This is a genomic window from Pectobacterium brasiliense (assembly GCF_013449685.1).
Taxonomy (GTDB): Bacteria; Pseudomonadota; Gammaproteobacteria; order Enterobacterales; family Enterobacteriaceae; genus Pectobacterium; species Pectobacterium brasiliense_A.
Genome location: NZ_JACDSF010000100.1, coordinates 1 through 1,037, shown reverse-complemented (window position 1 = coordinate 1,037; position 1,037 = coordinate 1). Strand labels below are relative to the sequence as shown.

At 45.4% G+C, this 1,037-nt stretch carries 2 protein-coding genes and 1 pseudogene; all 3 read left to right on the top strand.

What is annotated here, in order from left to right; genetic code table 11:
• Positions 1–141, top strand: a pseudogene (locus tag H0248_RS22305) (P-type DNA transfer ATPase VirB11); the annotation flags it as partial.
• A 49-nt stretch (positions 142–190) separates the two neighbouring features.
• Complete coding sequence (locus tag H0248_RS21355; protein WP_180787407.1) at positions 191–493, top strand: TrbM/KikA/MpfK family conjugal transfer protein; 303 nt, start codon at positions 191–193, stop codon at positions 491–493.
• 18 nt (positions 494–511) lie between these two features.
• Positions 512–817, top strand: coding sequence for a hypothetical protein (locus tag H0248_RS21350; RefSeq protein ID WP_180787406.1), 306 nt, complete (start codon positions 512–514; stop codon positions 815–817).
• Positions 818–1,037 lie beyond the last annotated feature (220 nt).

Sequence of the window (1,037 nt, the reverse complement as noted above, 5' to 3'; positions counted from 1 at the left end):
CTGTTACGCAAGGTGCTTAAGAGCATTGATGTGATAGTCAGCATTGATATTCACGGTGACATACGCCGCATGAGTGATATTTATTTTAAACCCCTTCATCTTAATGGCATGAGAGGTGTATTCAGTAAAGAACTTCAATAAATAACTTATCGAATTACGCAACACTCGTTTGAATATGAAGGTGACTGAAATGAAAAAAGCAATATCCTCCGCATTATTACTCTGCATTATGGCGTCATATTCCACCTCCGTCATGGCCGCTGACGCCTGTGAAGTGGTGTTATGCATGTACGGTAAAGCCACCGGGAACGGCGGCGGCAATGAATGCCATTCTGCTGAACGTGCATTCTTTAATATCGTCAAAAAGAACAAACACGGTTTTCTGCCCGACCACACTGCCGATGCCAGAAAATCATTTTTACTTGAATGTGACTCGGCAGACCCGAAAATTACCAGCCAGATAATCAGTAAATTTGGCCGCATGCGTGGTTAATTAGCCGAGGTAGTCATCATGACAAAACCGGGTTTTATTCAGCATCCCTGGACACGTCAGCGCGGAGATTCCATGAGCGCAGCCTGTGTTATTGAGCACCTTGAGAATGAGGCGATGCACGGATGCGGCCTTTATTATGAAATTTATCACTACCGGGTTATATGCAGGTTATTGCAATTACTGCAAACGCTGAACGCCACCGACAGAATAACGCTGACAAAAGAAGCTAACCGGCGTGGCTTTACTCTCGATGAAACCAGCATTAAAGAAAGTCGTCAGTGTTATTCAGACATCATCAGGGAAATCCGCGAGAGCCAATATTAATCCCTGCCTTAGTTTTATTGGCAGGTCTCCTATAGTGCCAAAATATTTCAGCCGAATCAGGCTTAAGGCGTGGCGGTTTTCAGGTTTTTAAGGCCCCACATTTTTCGCGGATTAAGGAGTGAAGAAATGCGGCCGTAAAAATGAGGCAGCGGACAGAATTATTTTCGCGGGTTAAGGAGCGAAAATAGTTCAGGCGCCGCGCCTCACCGGCAAACAGCCG

Coding starts and splice junctions, on each gene's coding strand:
- H0248_RS21350 (WP_180787406.1), top strand. CDS start 512: ATGACAAAACCGGGTTTTATTCAGCATCCCTGGACACGTCAGCGCGGA.
- H0248_RS21355 (WP_180787407.1), top strand. CDS start 191: ATGAAAAAAGCAATATCCTCCGCATTATTACTCTGCATTATGGCGTCA.